The organism is Azotobacter chroococcum, assembly GCF_002220155.1.
Taxonomy (GTDB): Bacteria; Pseudomonadota; Gammaproteobacteria; order Pseudomonadales; family Pseudomonadaceae; genus Azotobacter; species Azotobacter chroococcum.
The window spans coordinates 1-22,050 of record NZ_CP011837.1 but is presented as its reverse complement, the minus strand read 5'-3'; the positions used below and the strand labels follow the sequence as shown (position 1 = coordinate 22,050).

Below are 22,050 nucleotides of genomic sequence, written 5' to 3'. Positions count from 1 at the left end.
GGAAGTGATAACCTGGAAAATATATTTCTCTCCGTTTGACGGTCCCGGCATGAACGGCCTTATTGAAGCCGTCATGCCGGAGACGCTGTTTACGGAAAGTTGTCCTGCGTTTTGAAGTAGCCCCGGCTGTCCAACTAGCAGAAGTCTCTCCGCAGGGACTTCTGCTCATTTTCAGAAAGTCGTCGATCAAAACGCTCGCTGGCCAGGAAATATCTTCTCCTTATCTTCTCCTCCTCTCCTCTTCCGTGGGGCAGGACCGGGCCGATCACGGCCTCTCCCGGCCCAGCATCGAGCGAGAGCCGTCAACTTTTGGTTGGCCAACGCCGACCGGAAGCGAATCGCCTGGGGGCTTTTGGGAAAAAGTCGCAGGCCGTGTTCGGCGAACGCCCCACGCAGACACACCGGACGGCGGTCAAATGACGACAGACCGAGCACGGCCCTGCGCGGGCCGGATTGGAGAGCGACGGACGATCGCCAAACGGTCGTCGAATGACGACGATCACCGGGCAAGCGAAAGTCGAACGTCGGCAAACGCCCCGAACGCACACCGGACGGCCGTCAAATGACGACGAGGACCAGGCAGGAGAGAGTCGAATCCCGGTAAAGGCTCCAAACGCACATCGGATGGCGGTCAAATGACGACGGACCGAGCACGACCTTGCGTGGGGCGGATTGGCGAGCGACGGACGATCGCCAAACGGTCGTCGAATGACGACGACGGCCGAGCAAGCGGGAGCCCCGCCCATTCAATCGGGCCGGGCCGGTGTCGGAGCGACAGCGAACGGCCCGCCGATGACGACGGGAGGGGCTGTGTTCCTGCCCGACGAGGTTTTCAGGAGATTTGCCGGCAGCGTTCAGAAGATTTTCCGATTTCAGTCTTTGCAGCCCTCCTGAAAAAGGCTGAGCCCAGTGCTGACGGGGCTTTCAGCAGATTCGAGAGGGGCTTTCACGGATTGCTCGAGCCGCTTTCACTGATTAGCCGGCGGCAGGAGGATCCGAGGCTGCTGACGACCACTGAAAATGTGCTGAAAGCCAGTCCTGCCGGGACTTTCAGCCTTTTAGTCAGCCTTTCGCTCAGTCTTTCGCTCAGCCTTTCCGCGGATTGACGCCTCGCCGCCCGCCCCAAAAAAGGCTGAGCCCAGCAACGACTGGGCTTTCAGCACATTTTGGGTCACTGTTGGAAATCTGCTGAAAAACGCCGATTTCCTCTATGTCAGTGAGCTAGCAGACTGAAATAAATAGTTATAGTCCAGTCAGCTACTTCGACTGATTTTGTGTCGCGAAGCGGAGGGTTGCGCGGGATCGGCTCATTCCGAGGGACATCCTCCCAGGGGCAGAATAGTGACTGGCAGCAGGATTTTGGCCGACCTGAACGGGCCGGAGTCGACGGGAGAAAATCTGCCGGGCCATTTGGGATGAGTGGCGGTAGCCCGGGCAGACGATCGCGTACGGCTATAACCGACTTGAATGCATGAAAGAAGCGCGCGCATCCAGAGTCTTGAAAAGTGCTTCTGGCAGAATCGGGCCCCCTACTTTCCCTACTTTCCCTACTTTCCCTACTTTCGGAAAGTCTGAATTAGCCCCGACATTTCCTACCCGAGCACTCGATTGCTCAAAAAAACGGCAGTTCCGTGGCTATTGAGGCCGATACCTCTTTGCAAATCCATGTCTTGCCCTTGACGAGGCGCTTTGCCGGGATGATTCCCCGCATTACGGACGCACCTCTCCTGCCACCCGCAGATGTTTTCGCGCCATCCACAGGTTCGACAGGGCGAACAGCGTCACCAACTGCGCGGTGTTCTTCGCCAGGCCGCGGAAGCGCACCTTGACGTAGCCGAACTGCCGCTTGATCACCCGGAACGGATGCTCGACCTTGGCCCGCATCTGCGCCTTGGCTTTCTCGATCCGCCGTTTGACGCGATACAGGACACTGCGCTTGCCGTGCTTCTGGTAGGTGCTGCGGCGAGCCGCGATCTGCCAGACGACTTTCCGTCCGGCATGCTCCGGACGCTTCTCGACACCGACATAGGCCGCATCGGCACCGACCAGGTTTTCCTCGCCATGCAGCACCTTGTCGACCTGGGTGACATCCGCCACGTTGGCCGCCGTTCCCACCACGTGATGCACCAGGCCCGACTCGGCATCGACGCCGATATGCGCCTTCATGCCGAAGTAGTACTGGTTGCCCTTCTTCGTCGAGTGCATTTCCGGATCGCGCTTGCCGTCCTTGTTCTTCGTCGAGCTCGGCGCATGGATCAGGGTGGCGTCGACGATGGTGCCCTGGCGCAGCGACAGCCCGCGCTCGCCCAGGTAGCCGTTGATCACCTCCAGCATTCCGCCGGCCAGTGCGTGCTTCTCCAGCAAGCGGCGGAAGTTGAGGATGGTCGTCTCGTCCGGGAGGCGCTCCAGACCCAGGCCGGCGAACTGGCGCAGCAGGGGCATCTCGTACAGCGCTTCCTCCATCGCCGGATCGCTGTAGCCGAACCAGTTCTGCATCAGGTGCACGCGCAGCATGGCGGCCAGCGGGTAGGCGGGCCGACCGCCTTCGCCCTTGGGATAGTGGGGTTCGATCAGGGCGATCAGCCCCTGCCAGGGCACGACCTGGTCCATTTCGAGCAGGAAGCGCTCGCGGCGGGTCTGCTTGCGCTTGCCGGCGTATTCGGCATCGGCGAAGGACAGTTGCTTCATCGGGAAACTCGGGCAAGGGGGCGGGTGTAGTTCACCAGAATCGGGAAGTCTTTTTCAGGATTTCCTTTCCCTACTTTCCCTACTTTCCCTACTTTCCCTACTTTCCCTACTTTCCCTACTTTCCGAAGAAACAGCATAGGGCCATTATGAAGTTTCCACGCAGGGACATGAAGTGATTCAAGGTGAACAAGGTGAAGCTGCAGGGAATCTTTTGTGTGGGAGTCAGCGCACGTCTGAAATGACAGAGCGGTTGTTCTCCTCAACGGAAACAGGCGCCGGATTCACCCAAAAAATATTGGCTGGGTAATGTGTTATTCAAGACGCAGGCAACTCTCTTCCCAGCGGGGAAATAAATGCTGAGCGTTTGGAAAATGCCTTATCACGCCCAAGAGAATAAATTTCCCGGAAGTGCCGTGCTATTGGCCGTGTGGCTCCTGTCGTTCAAGAGCTGAGCGAATCGATATCGCGAGCAGGCCGACCTGTGGTCTGCGGGTACTGACCGACAAGGCGACCGAATAGCTACGGTGGTGTTTATTACGCCGGATAAGGTGCGAGCAACAGAGTCGGCAAGGACAAGTGACCTGGTAGTTGAGTCAACTGGCGTTCGAATCATTTTTCGAAGCGGAAACTCGTTGCCAATCGGGGCATGGGGAAGTTGATCAGAAAAGAGCGTCTCGGTCGGTAGTCGATGTACGGGGAGCGATTTCTGCCCGAGGTCGGGCAGTGGGGAAGGGAAATAACCTCTCCTATCAGAGCCCTGCTGCGTGGCCGCACTGGGCGGCTACTCAGGGGCAGCCAGGATCCGACAGTCCAGCGGACCGTCACCCCCTGGGCGGATGGCCTCTCAGCGGGCCACAGACGCGTTTTCCCGATAACCCTACTGGGGTTGCCATACCTGGTGGTGAACAGCGCGCTCTGCGGCTTCCTAGGGGCCTTGGCGCGTGCATGCCATGCAGGGCACTGGCCGGCAATCCCGTTGCCTGAATGTCCCTAGCCTCAAGCAGGGCGCGAAAGCGCCGCTGGCGAAGCCATTCAGGGACAGGGTGCCGCTTACTCCTGGTCGGTACCGTACCGCTTGTCGAGCGCTTGGGTGACCTGGTAACCCACGACGGCCACCCTGCCGAGCACCAGGAGGACGCCCGTCACCGCATAGACCCATTTCATCGCCCTACCCCCTTCCATTCTGTGTCGCTGTTGGGCTCCATCCGACCGCGGCTCCCGCTTCTCGCGTACCGGGGCGGCCTTTTCCCTCATCCGTTGCGTGGCGTCTCGCACGGTTTCCTGGGTATCGCGATCATAGCGCCGATGCCAGGCGGAGCTCATCCGCGTAGCTCTGCCGGTCCTCGACGTTGGCTCCCTCCTCTCGACCCTACCGTGCTCGGCGCTGGGGGCCCCAGGGCATTCGGCTTGCCCGATTCCTCGCCTGTCGCCGCTGCGTCGGCGCGGTGCACTGGATACTGCGCAGCAGCGCTCGAGGGCGGATGCCGTCCAGGCATCTACCGCATCGAGCAAGACCCCCGCGCCAGGCAGCTCGACCCGGCGCGTCGCGTGATCGAGTGCCGGTTCGGCCAGCGGAAGCACTACCGGTGGCTCGGAGGTAGGCCAGCCCTTTCCAGGGAAGGCGGGCCTTCGCCACCGCTGAGCCAGGGCGGCGACCTCAACCCGGCCGGGACGCCACCTCCTCGGGCCGGGCGCGGATATAGAGCGTTTTACGAACCGGGATCTTGACGGCATCGCGCAGGCTCAGCACGGCGACTTCGACATCTCGCGTGGATGCTTTCAGCTGCCGGGCCAGTGCCTCGACCTGACTCCCGCTGATGGCCAGGGTGTCGACGTCCCCCAGCGTTTCGGGCCGCGCCTTCTCCAGGACCGCGGCCAGGTAGCCGTGGTAGCGGGCGATTTTGGCTTCTGGAAGAGAGCCGATGTCGGGAATCCCCCAGTCGAGCTCTCCCAGCTGGCAGAACAGCGCGCTCAGCGGAATCGTCAGCAGGAACCCCCGGCGGCGGTTGACCCGCCGGGTGAGCGGTGCCCCCTCTTGCGTGAAGTCCCGCCAGAGCCAGTCGCTGTCGAACAAGAGCTGGAGGTCGCCGTCGTCGAAGGGCGTCTTGTACAAGGGCACGAAGACCCGGTCGGCGACCGGGCGCAGTTCTTCCACCCGATCGAGGCAGGCGACGAACTTGCCGGCCAACACCGGCTGGGCGTTGAGCAAGGCGATTTCCGCCGGCGTCAGCCGGGCCTCCTGGCTGGGTGTCACCCGCCCAGCGGCGTGCCCCTGGAGCTTGAGCCGCGGCCTGTGGGGCTCCGAACGCGGTTGGGGCAGGTTTTGTGGGAGTGGCGGGGGGCTCGGTTCCCCCAGCAGCTCGGCCAGCGAGATCTGGCCACGGGCGTTTTTCCTGGGAAACTCCGCTGGTTGCGGCTCGGACGCGGAGTCCGCGGGGGCGTGGGCCATGGGCAGCGGTTCGGCAACGGGCACAGGCGGGCTCGTTGCCGGCTGCCTCCGTTCCGGGGCCGTATCCGGATCGTTCTCTCCTGGCTGGGCGTTCTGGTTGGCCCATTCGAGGGCGGCAGGCTTGGGCTGTGCCTTGACGGCAGCTGGGTCCGGTGTCGAAGGGATACGGGGCTCGGCCGGCAGGCTGGGCGTCGAAATGACGCTTCGTGTTGGTTCCGGAGCGGGCTCGGCGTTGGGCCGGCTCGGCGTGGCCTCCCCCGCCTCGAGCACGGGCCGCCCGACGGCAACCGCGGTCGGCGCGGAAACCGGCGTCTGGCGATCGAGAAGACCTTTTTCGTTGGGCGCGATCAGCTCGACCTGCTCGCCCTCCTTGCCGAGGCGGATGGAGGTCGGCGGCGGAACCGGCACATGCGGAAACAGCACGTCCGGGGAGCGGAGCTTCAGGCAGCGCAGAACCGGCCCCTTGCCGTTCCTGCACAGGACGTGCGGGGTGACGAGCCAGTAGAGCTCGCCATCGTCTCGGCGCTGGGCCAGGCCATGATCCGCCAGGATGGCCAGGAGGGTTTCCGGCGAGCGCGGGATGGCCACGATCCCGTCCTTCACCAGCAGGCTGACGATCTCCTCGGCGGCGCTGTGCCAGGCGATATAGACGCCATCGGTGGCCACCCATACCCGGCTGCCCGGCACATTGACCGTCCAGCGTCCCGTGCCGAGCAGGCACAGCATGGCGTCGCTGACCAGGCGGATGACCGGCACGCCGGTATCCCCGCCTCTGGCATTACCCGGCCCCTTGAGCAGATCGCGCCTGACCGAGGCCGAGTCCGCCCAGCGCACCAGCTCGGTCAGGGGGGCGGGGTTCCTGTTGCCCGCAATCGCATCGAACAGGGCCCCGTAGATGTCCCGCCCGCCTTCCATAAGCCAGGCGACAGTCTCATCGGGGATGAGTTTATGTGCCAGGGCGACCGAGACCTGGATGTGCTTTTCGTGGCGCTGGGCATTCCAGTGCAGGAAGTAGCGATCGAGCTGGTGCTGCATCGCCCACTGGTGGAGGGTTTCCCGTCCGGGGTTCCACTCGCGCTTGCCCTCGAAGTCGGTGGCGCGCAGGTCGGTGAGGGCCTTGCCGGCATCGTGCAGCAGGGCCGCCGCGACGCCCGCCACATTCCAGCGCCAGCGGCGAGTGCTGCGCCGGGCCGGTGTCTCGGCGGTGTCGAAGGCGGTGGTCAGGCACCCATCCAGGGTGAGGTTGGCGACTTCGAGGCTGTGCCGCAGCAGCCCGCCGGGACCGGCGTGGTGATGGTTCTCCGAGGCCGGCAGCAGGTGCGCCAGCTCCGCGAAGTTGATCAGGATCGGTTCGACGTAGCGCTGGTACTCGTCCTTCGGCAGGCCGATGGAGCCTGCGATGCGGTCGATCAGCTTGCGCTGGTAGTAGCGCATTAACCACTCGCCTTGCACCTTGCCGGGATAGCCTTCCTGGTAAGGGGGATAGCGCAGGTTCCGCCAGTTATGGTTTTCCAGGTAGGGGCGAAGCTCCGGGGGAATCAGCCGCTCGGCCGGATGGGGCGCCTCGGCGAAGAGCGAGGCGTGGTTGTCGCCGAACAACCAGCGTTTGAGGAAGGACAGGGGCATGAGGGCTCTCCTTGCAGTGGATGGAGCCCTGATGATCGGCAATCGAATGGCGGCTGTGCGGCCATTTCGCGCCACTTTTTGGCTCGAAAGGAAACACGAAAAGCAAAAAGCTGCAGGTGGGACGGGACGGCTGTTCAGAGGCGACGAATGGGAGGAAGTCCCTGAGGTGTGCCGTGTACTGCGTACCGACAACTGACCTGTTGGCTACTACCGGTAGGCCAGCATGCAGGACATTTCGGAACCTGCGGGTGTGTTGGACTCTGAAGGGACGGTTAGATGCGGATGCGGCTTGGAGGGTATTCGGAAGGGCCTTTCCATAAGGGGAGGAAAACCTGACAAGTTTTTTGAGCTCGCTTTTCAGCTTTCACAGCCCGAAAAGGGCAAGTCTCTTTTTACCTTTTCTCCTTTTCTCCTTTTCTCCTTTTAGGAACGCTGCAAGCCGCGCCAGCTGGGGGTTTCAGCCTTAATAAAGGGAGGAAAACCTGACGAAGTAGGGAGGAAAACCTGACGAAGTAGGGAGGAAAACCTGACAAATAAAGGGAGGAAAACCTAACAGCATGGGAGGCTTGTAGACGAACTCCTAAAATGGTTAGCTACACAGCCTGCGTGGTTGGCTGCTTACCAAGCACAAAGCCACCGATCCGCATTACAGGCAGAAAGGATCTCCATGCCGAATCTACGAGTTTGTAAATCCAACGCCCTCGTTGAGGCCGCCTATCGGCTTACTCTTGGTGAGCATCGTGTCATCCTTGCCTGCATCGCACAGGTTCGAAGAGATGCCCCAATCAGTGATCAGATTCTCTATGAGGTGCGGGCACTGGAGATTGCCGAGCGTTCGGGTATCGCCCGGCAAACCGCGTATGAGGAGCTGGAAAAGGCTGCCCAGACGCTGTTCGAGCGCTATGTCAGCGTGCCCTACAGCCCTGATGGGGGGAGCCCTGCGAAACGCAAATTTCGGTGGGTGCAACTGGTCGATTACGTTCCTTCAGACGGATTAGTTCGGTTGCAATTCACCACGGCGATCTTGCCTTACCTGGCCGACCTCTCCGAGCGCTACACGATCTACTCCATCGCGGACGTGGCCAAAATGACTAGTGCTTACGGCGTTCGCTTGTACGAGCTATTGGTGCAGTGGCGCGGCGTCGGATATCAACGGGAAGTCGAACTCGACTGGTTGCGTCAGGTTTTTCAGCTGGAGGATCGCTATCCGTCCATCAAAGACCTGAAAAAGTGGGTCATCGAGCCTGCTGTTGAACAGGTAAATGAGCACTCTCCTCTGCACGTAACCTGGGATCAACGCAAAACCGGGCGAAAAGTCAGCCACCTGATCTTTACATTCGCTCCCAAAGAGGAGACCAAGACCAACATGTCGACCAAGCACAAAGCTACTCCTAAGCAAGCACTCGACCTGGAGCAACCGCGCACCCTCAGTGAGGCCGAGCTGAGCCGCTTGGCGTACCCGGGTGAATCGAGGGAAGCCGCTCTGCGCCGGTTGAATGCGGTGCTTTGAGGGGTTTTCACAATTACGAATTATGAATTATGCTTTATTGGATATTAATTCATAATTGTGAGGTCACAGGGATGATCATTATCGTCGGCTGCAACAAAGGCGGCGCAGGTAAGACGACTACTGCCACCAATCTGGCAGTCGCCATCGCCCGTCGGGGAAAGGAAGTCTGCCTCGTCGATGCAGACCCACAACGTAGTGGCTCGCGCTGGCACGCTGAGCGGGAGGCAAACGGCTTGCAGCCGGCCATTACACCGATGGAAAAGCGCGACAACATCGCCAGCGCCTTGAAGTCTCTCGGCGAGAAATACGACTACGTTCTGGTTGACGTGGCTGGTCGCAACAGCCGCGAGCTGATATCGGGGGCCGCCGTGGCCAATCTGATCATCGCTCCACACCAGGCCAGCCAGCTTGACCTCGACACCTTGTCGGAGCTGCAGGAGCAGATCATACGGGTCCGCGACGTGAACCCAGGGCTACGGGTCGTCGCTTACCAGACGATGGCCAGCACAAATCCGTCCGTCAAAGGCACTGAGCGTCAGGAGTTTCTGGCGTACCTTGCCGAGTTCCCCGAGATCCAGGCCCTGAACTCGGTGGGCTACTACCGCAAGGTCTATCGAGACGTGATTCCCCAGGGAAAATCCGTGCTTGAAGCCGACAACCCCAGCGCTGTTGCCGAGATCGAGGTGCTGGTTCAGGAGGTACTCGATGGCCATTAAGCCCCCAAGCGCCCGTGCCGGCGTACAGCAAGGCGGAAAGCCAGTCCCCTCGTCCGAGGATGTGGACCGCTTGGTCCGCGAGCTAGCTGACAAGCCCTATGGCGAAGTGGTCGAGCCCGAAGCGCCGAAGCGCACCGCGAAGCCCAAGCCCATCACCATCAGCCTGCCCGATGTGATGATCGAGCAACTGGAGGACCAGGCGCTGCAGAATAAGCGCTCGGGTAAGGGGCCCAAGACCATCAGCGCCCTGATCCGCGAGCAGCTGGAAAAGGCCGGCTATAAATCACAATTATGATTTATTTTTTATGAAAAATTAATTGTGATTTGTGAATTATCAATTATGAGCCGAGAACTGCCTCTGTCACCGTCGATTGGCAGTACACCTGACCATACCGCGTGCACCTGCCTGCAAGGCGGTGCGAGTGCTCACATGGAATAAGGCGCCCTTATCCAGGGCAAGCCCGCCAGTCCCCGCCGCGGAGGGTGGCGGCCGGTGCGGTGTGTACTCCGCATGATACGGGCAGTATGTATGCGGCTTTATCCTGTAATCGGAAATTTGTTGACTGGGCACCACTTGAGTACACCTAGAGTTCTACCCTTTCGCTTGCCAAGCTGTTTTCCAGGCAAAAACTCGTCCGGCCTGTTGGAAAACAATAAAGTGTTCATCAACAGGCCGGATGCGGCCAAAAGCGGACGTTCGCGAGGTGTTTCAGCTATTCAGCGGTTAACGCGATAGACCCTACGTCATCCGCAAACAATCCCAAGATGAAATCGCATACATGGGCAATACGTGGATTGCGCATCGAGGTCTTGTTCCAGACCAGGTACAAAGTGTTAGTGGGGCGTCTTGGTGCGGAGTCCATAGGTGCGCACCACTGAGTCATCTCGAATGGTAGCATGTGGCACACTGCCAGCGGAGCTGGTCGGGACGATAATGAAGTGAAGGGATGTCGGTATGATCAAAAGGTTCCGGCTGGAGCAGAAGTCTCATTACGAGAGGCTGGTGATTGCTCAGCGCTTGTCGGACATGCTTGAGAAGTTCCTGGATGGGCGACGCGCTCCACTCGCGATCGGCGCTGAACAGGGCGGCATCGAGGAATGGGACGACGTGGTGATCCTCCACTCCCCAGATTCCTTTGAGCATCTGCAGGTCAAACGCCAGGCCAGTGATTTCTGCACCAAGAATCCGGATAAGACAAAACATCCGGTCAAGGCGTCCAAAGATGGATCTGCCGGCACTGAGCCCGCGGACTCAGTCATAGACTCGGCATTCGCCAGCCTCGCTAAGCACGCCGGCTTGGGTACTTTCGGCTCCCTACCCGACCGTCAGTTCCAGCTGACCCTCGTCGGCGCACACCTGAAGATCAAAAAAGACCTGACCGTCGACCATTTGGATGCGTTGTGCAAACTGTGTCGCCAGGACGGACTTGATCTGGACGAACTTTCCAATCGCGAGGACGGCCCCACCGAACGAGCCTATCTTTGGCTCACGACCTGGTGTGGGTTCAAAGATTGGAATCAGATCAGGGACACCCTGCGTCGAGTCACCATCGTCTGCGTAGGCAACGATGCGACCTTGGAGCAACGCTCCGCTGAATCTCTCGGCCGGCACTTTACCGATCCGAAACGGACGCTTGAGCGGCTGATAACGTACATCACTGGCGAGACATCTGACGTGTCGGCTATGGGATGCCATGCGGTACTCCGAGAGCTCAAGAACGAGCTTCGCCCGGATATCGAAACCTGGACTCAGTATCTGTTAGGCGACGAAGCTCTGCCTGCCGGCAGATCATGGTCGTTCGCTGGTACCCATGATCTTGGTGGGGTGGCTCCCCGATCTGCGCAGGGGGTTGTGGATCACATGTGGAGCAGTGAACCTGGGAACCGGAAGCTCAGGATATACGCCCCATACACGCCCTCCATCGGAGCAAATCTCACTCTTCCATCAGCCATACTGCGCATGGCTCTGCACCTGCCCAATGGCAGTCAGAGTCTAATGCTGGGCGAACCAACGTGGCGCACTAGCGTCGGCCATGAAGTCGGGCACACGCTCGGTTGCGCGGAGAGCGACCTGAACAACCTCCCGTGGCTCGAAAATCCTGAGCGGCTTGCGTGCGCGCTGGATCATGAATTCAAGACACAAGGCGCGGCCCGGGCGGAAGCTGAAGCGCTCGCAAGCGCCATGGACGATCTTGTGTGGCAACTTCTCATACAAGGCGTCTCTGAAAAACTCGCGGCTATTACTGATCCGGCCCTCGCTGACGCCATGGAAGCGGTTTGGCTGGAATGGTCGGACGGATTCGCCAAGAATCCCGAGAGCCGCCGGAAATTTCTGGAACAGCTTCTGTACCCGCAAACGGAAGGGAAAAACGCGAAGCACGCACTACGCCTCGGCCCCCGCACCTTAGACCTGCTGGTCACCGCCGTTGAAATCCTGTTGATGGTTGCGGTGGGGGTTGGTGGAAGCGGCACCGACTGGGCGTCCTTCCCGGATTGTGGGCAGGTGCTGAGCATCGCACTTAAGTACTGGTCTGGCCCCGCAGGCAGCGCTCCAGAAGTTCGTGAGCTGTCTGACGATCCTTTGATGACGGTTATCGGCCCTTCCCCTGCACCGGTCGTAATCCTGTCAGGCGTGAGCGCCTCCCCCTCAGAGCTATTGAACATAGGGATGGCTGACGACGCCGAGGCGGCTACCAGCATGGCGGCCGAGCGCCAGCCGCACCTGCTCGTCACCCGGTCTGGGGCGTTTAATCATTTGCGTAGGGGGACCCTGGCCTCTGTGCGACAACACTTCACTAAGCAATGGCAAGATCGACTGCTCGCCCGCGAGTCAGCCATCGAGATGAACGCGAAAGGACTCTGAAATGCTAACAATCCCGGAGATGGTTGCAGCTATCTCGAAGCGTGCCGAAGGTCGGTATGACGTTTCCTTGTCCGATACGTTTGAACTGGCGTCGCCGTCGATTGAGATCGACTCTATTACGGTTCAGCTCAAACGGGTCAATCAGGAAGGTGCGGGCTGGCGGACTGTGTTGATCGCAGCGTTTCCCTTCGATTCGGCAAAAATCCAAGGCGCATTTCGGTGGGCAGCGGATGTGCGTGACATGCTTGCGGAGCCGCAAACAGCCGACCTCTACATGTACATGCTCATCGAAGGCATTGCGTCAGAAGACGCAGCTCGCCTCGAGACGGACGATCGTTTCTGCCGAAAGGTAGTGATCAGAGAGCAGGAGGATGTCGACTCATTTCTAGACCGCAGTTTCCTGGCGACCCTCTCGCCCGCCGGTAGCTCAGACAGCATCAGCGATCCACTGCTAGCATCCCTGGGCTCTCTGGGCCTGGCGCACTCCTGGGTGGTGCCGCACCTGGACACGTGGCGAGAGTTACTGCTGTCTGGAAAATCAGGCGGTGATATCGCTGAAGCCCTGAAGGTCGCGACGTTTGGTGACGAGGACTCCCAATGAAAAAGTTGAAGTCCGTTACCCTTTCCAACATCCGCAGGTTTGGCGCCGACACCACGATCGAGCTTAGCCGCGGTGCAACCATTGTCCTGGCCCCCAATGGCACCGGAAAGACGGCGATCTTCGAAGCCATCGAGTTCGGTCTCACCGGCAAGATTTCCCGACTCGGCGAGAATCTTTCACCAATCATTCGAGACACTCAAACCATGGCTCGAGTGAGCCTGGATTTCGGTGATGTGCAAGCTTCTGCTCAGGTGAGCAATATTGGTGGCGTTGAAAGAACGGGCGACCTCAGCCCTCTTTTTCCAGATACAGACCCTGAGGACATTCCGTTTCTACTGAGGCTTACCCATCTGCTTGATCAGCGGGAAGGGGAATGGTTGGTAAAGGCAGATGCCAAAGTTGCGGGCTCTCATCTGGCACGGTTGCCAATTGGCAAGGATGGCACCCAGGTGAGTTCTGCCCTTGGCGGTATTCGCCGCGTGCTCACTGAGCAACTGAAGCAAGCCAAGAGCGCACTCGAAACACTCGAAGCAGAATTTAGTGAATGGCAAAGCTTGACCCTTGAGCGGGATCTGGCAGCTTCTCAGTCCCAAGGCGCACTTCGTAGCAAAGAAAACATCGCTGAATCCATTTCGGACATCGCGCGCCAGGCGCAGAGCTTCGAGCAGTTGCCCGCGGGCCTACTGGTGCCGCCACTGGGGCAGGATGGCTTGGAAACGGTGCATGATGCATTGGAGCAATTGGTACAAGCCAAGCTAGGCCGACTTCGTGATCAAATCACGGCGCTAGCTGAGGTTGACGGGCTCATAGGCCGATTCGTTTCGGAGCAAGCACGTTCAGAGCAGCTTGGTAACGAGCTCATCACTGTTAAGCAGGAGCTTGCACAGAAGAAACAAGATCGAGCCCTAGTCGCTGCCAATCATGAGCGAATCCACCAGGAGTTGGTCACAGCAGAAGGTGAGCGTGATGCAATCGTTCAGCAGCTCAATCGGCTCATGAATGAGGCCCAAGCCAAAGAGGCGGTCGAGCAGCGCAAGCAGGTATTGGAGACCGCTGACAAGGCTCTGACTAACGCTGAGTCTTTGGCCTCCGCCTTGCGTAGCGAGCATGAAGGCAACGAGCAGCTCGGCGTCCAACATGACCTCATCAACAGACAACGCAAGGCGTTGCTACAAATAGACGCTGACCTTCTCACCGCTCATCAACTCTTGGAGCGCTGGGAGCAGATGCTTCAGCACGTTGCAGATGTTACGGGCTCCATCAGTGGTGAAGAGGCACAAGAGAATGTCCTTCAAGAGCGGCTCCGAACCGCGATTTCGTCAAGGGTGACCGCTGAAGCTGAGGAGCTGGCCGCGAAGAGCCACCACGAGACCCTGACCTCGGCCGCTGATTCGATACGGCAAGCCGTGGCGTCCATCGCGGCCCACCTGCCAAGCGATCGCGGTGACTGCCCCTTATGTGGCGAAGAGCACGGAGCAGTAGGCCTTCATGAACGTGTTGCCAAGGCTTTGGAGGCTATCGACCCTAATGTTGTCGACGCCGAACGACGCGTCAAGAAAGCAACTGATGCTTTGCGTAAATGCGCAGAGGCGGTAACACATGCCGAAGCAGAATTGAAAGCATGCAAGGGCAGGATTGTTGAACTGGAATTCCAGCAGGCGGGCTTGGTGGCGGACATCAACAATTTCAGAACCAACGCCCTGCTCGACGGCGATACTGTACCCCTCGCGAAAGAGTCGATCCGACGTCGCGAAGATGCAAATGTTTCAGCCAAGCTCCAGCTCGATGAAAAGCAGCGCAATCTTGCAGCCCCACCAGTCCCAGAAGTCTTTGATCAGACCAAAAACTCCTACGATTTGGCTGTTCGTGCACTGGACTCCGCCCGACAGGGCCGATCAGAGGCCAGCAACAGGCTCGAGCAGGCGACTGCGGCATTGGCAGCGATCACTGTAGACGCTCCGCCAGCACAAACTCTGGATGAGTTGTCTTTGGCGCAAAACCAAAATGCCAAACAGATCGCAGACCTGAGCGCCAAGCTGAAGGTAGAGCAATCCGCTTTGGATCGGCAGCAGGTTCAACTGACCGAAGTGATGAGTAGGGTATCTGACCTGGAAAAACAGTTATCCGATGTCCAATCTCGACTTGCTACTGTCCGATCGTCCTGGCGCCAACTATCATTTCCCGGCGATCCAACTGCCGAGGTTGCGAGCAGTCGAGAGGCTCAGTTGCAGTCCGCCTTCACCGAGCTGGCTCGACACTCAGAAACGCTGCAAAATATCAAAATCGAGATTGGTGCCTGGAGCAAATTGGAGCAGGCGCGCCTCGCTCAGAGTCTCCTGGATCGTCGTCGCGGCGAGTTGTCGGAGGATGAATTCACAGCCAATCTTCGTCAGCGGATGGAGAAAGAACAATCGGGCCAGACGCGTCTTTCGCTGCTATCCAATGCAATGGATACTCTCAATCAGTATCTATCCTCCGAAATCGCTAATGTTCAAAAACACGTACTCGCCGTAGTACCCCGGTGGCAGGCGCTCTTGAAACGAGTGGTTAGAGAGCAGCGTTTTACCGGGACGAATCTGGATTTTCGCAGCCTCTATAGAAAGGAGCGTGCTGAAGTGTCGGTGCCGCTCCACGGGGAATTAGTCCCGGTACCGGCGATAGCCAGTGAGGCTCAGCTGACGGATTTGCAGCTAACCTTCCTGCTGTCAATGGCGCTGGATCATCAATGGTCTTCCTGGCGCGGCCTGCTTCTAGACGACCCAACCCAGCATCATGATCTGGTACATGCAGCGTCGGTATTCGATGTGCTTCGTGATTACATCGTCGACCATGGTTTCCAGGTCGTGATTGCAACCCATGATGCCATTCAAGCCCGTTACTTCATGCGTAAGCTACAAAACGACGGAATCGAAGCACGCATATGGACACTCGCCCCAACCCCTGAAGGCGTTACGGCCTCAGAAAGCCCATGGCCGGGTAGAAGCCAGTTAGCGGTGAGTGAGTAGTAACAGCTCTGAGCGCTAGAAACGACCGTGTCCGCCTCTTGAGTGCGCGCGGTCACCGCCAAATGAGTGTCCGGTTTTGGCCGCCTCCTGCCTGTTGCGGAGTCTGGGACGGCGTCGCCCATATCCGACCCGCCCGGGCTGAAACACCCTGCTCAAGACTGCCCCCTCCTTCATGGCGAAGGCGGGGACGCTCTTGGCCCCTGCCGCGTCCCCGTTCTGCTCTTCTCCCTGCCTACGCGTCCTCCCCCGCTTGCCGCTCCGGCTATATGTGATAATGTCCTTTATCACATAGACACACCCCCGAGCCCGCCCGTGCCTGCTCTCCCCCAGACTCTCCCCCGCTACTGCTCCCCGCCGGCCCCCTCGAGCGGCTGCCGGCCCTGGTGGTCGCCGCCGGCGAACGCGCCCAGCTTCGCTTTCTCGAGTTCTTCACCGCGCAGATCCGCAACCCGCACACCCGGCGGGCCTACGCCCGCGCGGTGGGGGACTTCCTAAGCTGGTGCCAGGCGGCCGGGGTGCCGACCCTGGACACGGTGCAGCCGCTGCACGTGGCGGCCTGGGTCGAGCAGCAGACGCGCACCCACGCCGCGCCGACGGTCAAGCTGCGCCTGGCCGCAGTGCGCCATCTCTTCGACTGGTTGGTGACGGGGCAGGTGATTGCACTGAATCCGGCCGCCGCGGTGCGCGGGCCGCGGCACAGCGCGCGCACCGGCAAGACCCCGGTGCTCGAGCCGGCCGAGGCCCGGCAGCTGCTGGCGAGCATCGAGACCGACACGCCGATCGGCCTGCGCGACCGGGCGCTGATCGGGCTGATGGTGTTCGCCTTCGCCCGGGTCGGCGCGGCCCTGGCCATGCGCGTCGAGGACGTCTACACGCAGAACCGGCGACTGTGGATCCGCCTGCGCGAAAAGGGCGGCAAGGCCCATGCGATGCCCTGCCATCACAGCCTGGAGGAGTACCTGCACGCCTACCTGGAGGGGACCGGGATCGAACACGACCCCAGGGGCCCGTTGTTCCGCACCCTCCAGCGCGGCACCGGCCAGCTCAGCGCGCGGCCCCTGGCCCAGGCCAATGCGCATGCCATGGTTCGCCGCCGGGCCCAGGCGGCAGGAATCCGCACGCCGATCGGCAACCACAGCTTCCGCGCCACCGGGATCACCGCCTACCTGAAGAACGGGGGGACGTTAGAAAACGCCGCGGCCATGGCCAACCATGCCTCGACCCGCACCACCCAGCTCTACGACCGGCGCCGCGACGAGATCAGCCTCGACGAGGTGGAGAGGATTCGGTTGTAGGGGACGGCGTGAGGGTAGCCTGATCGGCCCCGGTTTCCAGGCAGCACAGTGAGGGGGGCTTTCGTTTTGCCGCGTGCTTCGAAAACTCACAAGACCGGTTTGTCGGGTGAGGTGTCATGGTATCGCCGGGCAGGTGCTGAGCCAGATACTCGATGAACTCCCGAGTCGCCGGCAGTCGCCCGCACGTTTTGCAGGTAGTCGGCGAAATACTGCGCTCTGGTGGTCATGGTGGCTCTCCTTGAGTGGTTCACCAATCCTTTGAGTGCTGAGTGCGTTGATGGACCACCCTCAGAACCTGGATCTGGTCGGCGTCAGCATCGAAACGATAGGGGCAAGGAAGGGGTAGCGCGTGAATACGACTTCGCGAACGTCCGGCTTCAAGGACGGCCTTCCCATGCCCGGGAAGGTCTCCAGATGCTCCAGCTGCTCCAGAAGGCGGATGACGATCTGCTCCGCTTCGTCATCCCCGACAATGGGAGCGTAGTGATTGAAGATATCGTCCAGATCACTCTGCGCTGGATCGGTCAGTACGATTTTTGGCACGGCTCACCCACTTAGCCTTTACGGCAGCAAGATCAGTAAGTTTGCCCGCGTCCGCAGCTTCGATGCCGACCTCGATTGCCTGCAAGTGCCAAGACTCAGCTTCCAAATATCGAGCCATTGCGCGCTTTACGTGGTACAGGCGATCCCGGTCGGTAGCCTCGGCCAGCTTGTCCAGCTGGGTGACGAGCTCTTCATCAAGGCGAAACGACAGAACAGGCGATGCCATGATAGCGCCCTCGGTTGACGTTGTATACAGTGTTTACTTACACCTATAGTGTATTCATTAAGAAGGCTAATTACAACTTGTATAGGCACAAAGCGCCTAGGAGCTGTTGACGTTTCGAGCCAGAGGCGTTGATGAAGAAGAGCAAACCCGCAAAATTCAGGCTCCCAGCCCGATAATCCCGCGAGTTTGCAATGCCCCGATTGATGCTCAGTGACGAACTCTGGTCGAAGCTGGAAAACGTGCTGCTTCAGCAAGCCATTTACCACAAGCCGGATTTGCGCATGACGGTCGAGGGGATGCTCTACCGGATGCGCGCCGGTTGCCCCTGGAGAGACCTGCCCAGCGCCTTCGGGCGTTGGAGCTCGGTCTACAAGCGCTTCAATGCGTGGTCGGCGGCCGGCAAGTGGCTCAAGGTTTTCCAGGCGTTGATCGAGGAGCCCGATCTCGAGTGGGCCTTCATCGATGGCACCTACGTGAAGGCCCATCAGCACAGTAGCGGTGCCGCCAGCGATCAGTCCGAGGCCATCGGCAAAAGCCGCGCGGGACTCACGAGTAAGATCCACCTGGCCGTCGATGCGCATGGCTTGCCGGTGGCTTTCGAGATCACCGGGGCAACGTCAACGACTGCACTTCGGCCCCGAGTTGATTGCGCAGCTGCCGTCTGCCGAGGCGATCGTGGCCGACAAGGGCCATGACAGCGAGCGCATTCGCGAACAGATCGAGGCGCAGGGCGCCTTGGCGGTCATTCCCCGAAAGCGCAACTCGCTCAAGGGCAATGGCGATCTGGACCGGGGCTGTATCGCTACCGGCATCTGGTCGAGAACGCCTTTGCGCGGCTGAAGCATTACCGCGCCGTGGCGTTCCGCTACGACAAGCTGAAGCGAAATTACGAGAGCATGGTAGCCATGGCCTGTGGGTTTCTATGGCTCCCCATGTGAAACGTCAACAGACCCTAGCTTGCTGCAACAGCTAACTCAGTCATAGCCTTTCAAAAAGCTTACACACGGCGATTCCTTATTCCGAAAGAACTCAAGGAGCTTTCCGGCGGTCGGAAAGGAGCGGCAGTGGTTCGGCCGCTTCTCCGAAGTGCCTTTAGGCCCCCTTGGCTGGGGAGGTTCGGAGGGCACCGGAAGTACAGTGTTCAGGTAATCGCGACAATGTCACGGGCCGGGATGGCTTGTTGGGAAAACCGGCTGTTTCCGTCCCTTTTCCTCTCATTGCGTCTGAGTACGCATTCTGAATACGGAAGCGAATAAATGGATTTCAATGTCAAGGATTTCGGGGCACTGGGCGATGGCGTCAGCGACGATCAGGCGCCATTCAGGCGGCGATCGATGCCGCCCACGCAGCCGGTGGCGGCACCGTCTACTTGCCGGCCGGCGAGTATCGGGTCAGCGGCGGCGAGCAGGGAGTGGATGGCGCCCTGATGATGAAGAGCAATGTCTACCTGGCGGGCGCCGGCATGGGCGAAACCGTCGTCAAGCTGCTCGATGGCTGGAACGGGGATGTCAACGGCATGATCCGCTCGTCCGGGACCGAGGAGACGCACGACTTCGGCGTCCGCGACCTGACCCTCGACGGTAACCGCGACAACAACCCCGAAGGCACGGTCTTCGGCTTCTATAGCGGCTACAAGTTCGGCGACGGCGCCGACCGCAATGTCATCGTCGAGCGGGTGGAGGCCCGCGAGATGTCCGGCTACGGCTTCGACCCGCACGGGCGGACCGCCAACCTGGTGATCCGCGACAGCGTGGCCCACGACAACGGCTTCGTCGGTTTCGTCGCCGACCACCAGATCGACGGCGCGTTCGAGAACAACGTCGCCTACAACAACGACCTCCACGGTTTCAACGTGGTCACCAGCACCCACGACTTCACCCTGACCGGCAACGTCGCCTACGGCAACGGTGGTGCCGCCTGGTGGTGCAGCGCGGCTCGTACGACGTGCCCCATGCCTACAACATCCTGATCGACGGCGGCTCCTACCACGACAACGCCCTGGAGGGCGTGCTGATCAAGCTGAGCCACGAGGTCACCCTGCAGAACGCCGATATCTATGCCAACGGCACGGCCGGCGTACGCATCGCCGGCGCGCAGGACGTGCAGCTCCTGAACAACCGGATCCACGACAACGTGCAGAACGGCAAATACCCGGAGGTCCTCCTGCAGGCCTTCGACGACGCCAGCGTTACGGGGAATGTCTACGAGACCAGAACACCCTGATCAAGGGCAACGTCATCACCACCTCGGGCAACGCCACCTACGTCGTGCAGGAGCGCAACGACGGCAGCGACTACACCACGCTTCGGGACAACAGCATCAGCGGCGGGCAGATCGCCTCGGTGCAGCTCTCCGGCGCCCACTCGTCCAGCGGGCCCCTCCAGGGCACCGAGGGCGACGACACGCTGATCGGCGGCGACGCCAACGAGCAGCTTCTCGGCGGTGCCGGCGACGACCTGCTCGATGGCGGCGCCGGGCGCGACCGGCTGACCGGCGGCGAGGGTGCTGACATCTTCCGCTTCTCCGCGCGCGAGGACAGCTATCGCACCAGCGACGCCAGCTTCAACGATCTGATCCTCGACTTCGATGCCGATGAGGACCTGATCGACCTGTCCGCGCTGGGTTTCACCGGCCTGGGCAACGGCTACGACGGCACCCTGGCCGTGCAGGTGAACGGTACCGGCACGCGGACTTACCTGAAAAGCTTCGAAGCCAATGCCGAAGGCGAACGCTTCGAGATTCCCTTGGAAGGCAACTACGGCGGATTGAGCGAGGCCAGCTTCGTCTTCGACAGCAGTGCCACGGAGCTCACGCTGGTAGGCGCCGGTCCGCAGATTGACGCGGTCGCCTGACACGGCCGGGCCGTCCCGCCGGGGCGGCCGCGTCCGCGCTGCTGCGGGTCTGGCCGCCTGCCCGGGAAGCCCCATTGGCCGGCGCAGGGGCCTGGCCGGTCGATGTTCGAGAGAAGTACGGCCAGCTGGCTGCCGATCTGCGCCGAGTCGCAGGAGTACCCGTTCATCCGGCCTCCTTCGATGGCTTGTTGGCGATGGCTCCCCGTCCGAGATCAAGAACCTCGCGGAGGACAATCATCTGCAGGTGCTGGCGCTGCGGGACAAGAGCCCGGCCTTCCAGCTCTATCGCTGGCAGGTCATGCACCAGCTGATTGTCTGCGGCGCGCGGCGTGGGTACCTGTGGTTCTGGTCGCCCAACCACGAGGCGTGCTGCCTGGTGGTCGAGCGGGATGACCTGCTCATCCAGCGCATCATCGAGCAGAAAAAAAGCTTCTGGAACAAGGTGGAAACCGGGACGCCCCCGGCAGCCGATCCCCTGCGGGATGTGCTGCCGATGGAGCAGACCGACGAAGCCGCCTGGAAGGCATTGGCGGAAAAGCGCCGCGAGCAGGAGGCCAGAGTGGTCGCCCTCAAGGCGCAGCTGAACGCGCTGCAGAAGGAGGCCGGCGAGCTGGACACCCAGCTCAAGCTCCTCGTGAGAGCGGCAGGGTTCCGCCGGGCCGACGCCTACGGAGTGAAGATCACAGTCTACGACGTGGCAGGCGCTGTCGACTGGAAGGCGATTGCCGAGGAGATGGCCCAAGGGAAGGAAATTCCGGCGGACCTGATCCAGAAGCACCAGGGCGACAGTGGCTGCCGGACGCGCATGACGGTAGATCCCAGCTTTGACCCGAACCAGCCGGCACCGGTGCTTCGCATCCGCAAGCCGGCACAGCCCGAACCGGAGGAGCAGCCGCCTTTGCGCCGGTTTCTGTTCTGATGCACAACCTCTTTAACCGGCTTCGTGCCGGGTTTTTTGTTTTGTCGACGAAGATCTAAATTTAGTCTATAAATAGACTTCTTAAACGTAGGACATTGCTATGAAAATCGAGACGATCAGCTTCTTGAAGAAGCACGCCGCATCGTTGGATCTAACCGAACCCATGGTGATCACCCAGAACGGTCTGCCGCCTATGTCATCGAGTCCTATACCGAACGCAAGCAGCGCGATGAGACGATTGCACTCGTCAAGCTCCTGGCATTGGGTTCCCGCGACAAAGAGCAAGGCAAGCTGGTGTCGGGCGACACGCTCCTGGATCGGTTGGCACAACGATGCCAGCAACCCAAAGGAACCTCATGAGCTTCGACGTTCAGTTTGCTACTACTGCTGAAACCAGCCTGTTTTCCCAGATCGCCCACCTGGAGCCGTACCACGGCTATGACGGGGCCTATGAAAAGCTCCACCTTGGTGCAGAAGTTATACGCCGCCTGGCCGATCACCCGTTGGGCTACCCCATCAGCGCACAAGCCAGCGAGCTTGGGATCACCCATTACCGGGAGCTCAATCTCGACGGCTACGCGTCTTCTATGAATGCGACGAGGAAAAGCGCCTCGTGGTGGTCCTGCTCATCCTGGGCAGCGACAGAGCATCGAGCAGCAGCTGATCCACTACTGCCTGATGTTCGCTCGTTGAGCCGTAACCGCTAGGGTCTGTTGACGTTTCACATGGGGAGCCATAGAAACCCACAGGCCATGGC

General features: G+C 60.4%; 13 protein-coding genes and 3 pseudogenes. 12 read left to right on the top strand and 4 right to left on the bottom strand.

The genetic code is table 11. The features are described 5' to 3' along the window. Window positions 1-1,710 precede the first annotated feature (1,710 nt). Window positions 1,711-2,688, bottom strand: coding sequence for an IS5 family transposase (locus ACG10_RS22920; protein ID WP_089170174.1), 978 nt, complete (start codon window positions 2,686-2,688; stop codon window positions 1,711-1,713). A 1,657-nt stretch (window positions 2,689-4,345) separates the two neighbouring features. Continuing rightward, window positions 4,346-6,763 carry a MobH family relaxase gene (mobH, locus tag ACG10_RS22910; RefSeq protein ID WP_089170172.1) on the bottom strand — a complete coding sequence of 806 codons (2,418 nt, stop codon included), beginning with the start codon at window positions 6,761-6,763 and terminating at the stop codon, window positions 4,346-4,348. 667 nt (window positions 6,764-7,430) lie between these two features. Here mobH and ACG10_RS22905 point away from each other — a divergent pair. The 7 genes from ACG10_RS22905 (at window position 7,431) to ACG10_RS22875 (ending at window position 16,753) form a co-directional block, all read left to right on the top strand. Next, window positions 7,431-8,273 carry a RepB family plasmid replication initiator protein gene (locus tag ACG10_RS22905; RefSeq protein ID WP_089170171.1) on the top strand — a complete coding sequence of 281 codons (843 nt, stop codon included), beginning with the start codon at window positions 7,431-7,433 and terminating at the stop codon, window positions 8,271-8,273. Window positions 8,274-8,344: 71 nt separating this feature from the next. Continuing rightward, window positions 8,345-8,989 (top strand): AAA family ATPase, encoded by a 645-nt coding sequence (locus ACG10_RS22900; protein ID WP_089170206.1) that lies wholly within the window; start codon window positions 8,345-8,347, stop codon window positions 8,987-8,989. Further along, a complete protein-coding gene (locus ACG10_RS22895; protein ID WP_089170170.1) occupies window positions 8,979-9,284 on the top strand; it encodes a hypothetical protein in 306 nt (101 codons plus the stop codon). Before ACG10_RS22900 ends, ACG10_RS22895 begins: the two co-directional genes overlap by 11 nt. A gap of 660 nt (window positions 9,285-9,944) precedes the next feature. Next, window positions 9,945-11,852: an ABC-three component system protein gene (locus ACG10_RS22890; protein WP_089170169.1), complete on the top strand. Its 1,908-nt coding sequence runs from the start codon at window positions 9,945-9,947 to the stop codon at window positions 11,850-11,852. A 1-nt stretch (window position 11,853) separates the two neighbouring features. Next, a complete protein-coding gene (locus ACG10_RS22885) occupies window positions 11,854-12,453 on the top strand; it encodes an ABC-three component system middle component 1 (RefSeq protein ID WP_089170168.1) in 600 nt (199 codons plus the stop codon). After that, on the top strand, window positions 12,450-15,458 hold the full coding sequence (locus ACG10_RS22880; RefSeq protein ID WP_089170167.1) for an AAA family ATPase: 3,009 nt from the start codon (window positions 12,450-12,452) through the stop codon (window positions 15,456-15,458). The genes ACG10_RS22885 and ACG10_RS22880 overlap by 4 nt, the downstream gene beginning before the upstream one ends. Before the next feature lie 383 nt (window positions 15,459-15,841). Continuing rightward, window positions 15,842-16,753: a tyrosine-type recombinase/integrase gene (locus ACG10_RS22875; protein ID WP_089170166.1), complete on the top strand. Its 912-nt coding sequence runs from the start codon at window positions 15,842-15,844 to the stop codon at window positions 16,751-16,753. A 288-nt stretch (window positions 16,754-17,041) separates the two neighbouring features. Here ACG10_RS22875 and ACG10_RS22870 read toward each other — a convergent pair whose 3' ends face one another. Both ACG10_RS22870 and ACG10_RS22865 read right to left on the bottom strand, forming a co-directional pair. After that, window positions 17,042-17,296 carry a type II toxin-antitoxin system RelE/ParE family toxin gene (locus tag ACG10_RS22870; protein ID WP_232487315.1) on the bottom strand — a complete coding sequence of 85 codons (255 nt, stop codon included), beginning with the start codon at window positions 17,294-17,296 and terminating at the stop codon, window positions 17,042-17,044. Beyond that, the gene (locus tag ACG10_RS22865; RefSeq protein WP_089170165.1) at window positions 17,259-17,522 is read right to left on the bottom strand and encodes a CopG family ribbon-helix-helix protein; all 264 of its coding nucleotides are present in this window, start codon (window positions 17,520-17,522) and stop codon (window positions 17,259-17,261) included. Before ACG10_RS22865 ends, ACG10_RS22870 begins: the two co-directional genes overlap by 38 nt. 191 nt (window positions 17,523-17,713) lie before the next feature. Here ACG10_RS22865 and ACG10_RS22860 point away from each other — a divergent pair. The 5 genes and pseudogenes from ACG10_RS22860 to ACG10_RS22840 all read left to right on the top strand — a co-directional run bounded on the left by ACG10_RS22860 (window position 17,714) and on the right by ACG10_RS22840 (window position 22,000). After that, window positions 17,714-18,460, top strand: a pseudogene (locus ACG10_RS22860) (IS5 family transposase). Window positions 18,461-18,778: 318 nt separating this feature from the next. After that, window positions 18,779-20,374, top strand: a pseudogene (locus tag ACG10_RS24955) (glycosyl hydrolase family 28-related protein). A gap of 244 nt (window positions 20,375-20,618) precedes the next feature. Then, the gene (locus tag ACG10_RS22850) at window positions 20,619-21,293 is read left to right on the top strand and encodes a hypothetical protein (RefSeq protein ID WP_089170164.1); all 675 of its coding nucleotides are present in this window, start codon (window positions 20,619-20,621) and stop codon (window positions 21,291-21,293) included. A 100-nt stretch (window positions 21,294-21,393) separates the two neighbouring features. Beyond that, a pseudogene (locus ACG10_RS24650) lies at window positions 21,394-21,653 on the top strand (type II toxin-antitoxin system Phd/YefM family antitoxin). Next, entirely contained in the window at window positions 21,650-22,000 is a 351-nt protein-coding gene (locus ACG10_RS22840; protein ID WP_089170163.1) for a hypothetical protein, read from the top strand. Before ACG10_RS24650 ends, ACG10_RS22840 begins: the two are co-directional and overlap by 4 nt. The last annotated feature ends 50 nt before the right edge of the window (window positions 22,001-22,050 follow it).